Below are 330 nucleotides of genomic sequence, written 5' to 3'. Positions count from 1 at the left end.
TAGGAAAGATCTTCAATACGGTGAAAAAATGGCAAATTCCACGGGTCATCAATACAGATAAAGCAGCGACCTATGGCCATGCTTTATCACGGTTAAAGCGAGAAGGAAAATGTCCAGTAGATATTGAGCACAGGCAGATTAAGTATAAAAATAATGTCATTGAATGTGATCATGGTAAGTTAAAGCGGATCATCAGGGCCACATTAGGATTCAAATCTATGAAGACGGCTTATGCCACAATTAAAGGTATTGAAGTCATGCGTGCACTACGTAAAGGACAAGCATCGTCATTTTATTATGGTCAGCCTCAAGGTGAAGTGTGTCTAATCA

At 39.4% G+C, this 330-nt stretch carries 1 pseudogene; it reads left to right on the top strand.

Features of this window, described 5'->3' with window-relative positions:
• Positions 1 to 330: pseudogene (locus J500_RS16870) on the top strand (IS6-like element IS1008 family transposase); the annotation flags it as partial.

This window comes from Acinetobacter sp. 479375 (assembly GCF_000581715.1).
In the GTDB taxonomy this organism is placed as follows: Bacteria; Pseudomonadota; Gammaproteobacteria; order Pseudomonadales; family Moraxellaceae; genus Acinetobacter; species Acinetobacter ursingii.
Note: the sequence above shows the minus strand (reverse complement) of the source record. Positions and strands in the feature narration are given on the sequence as shown.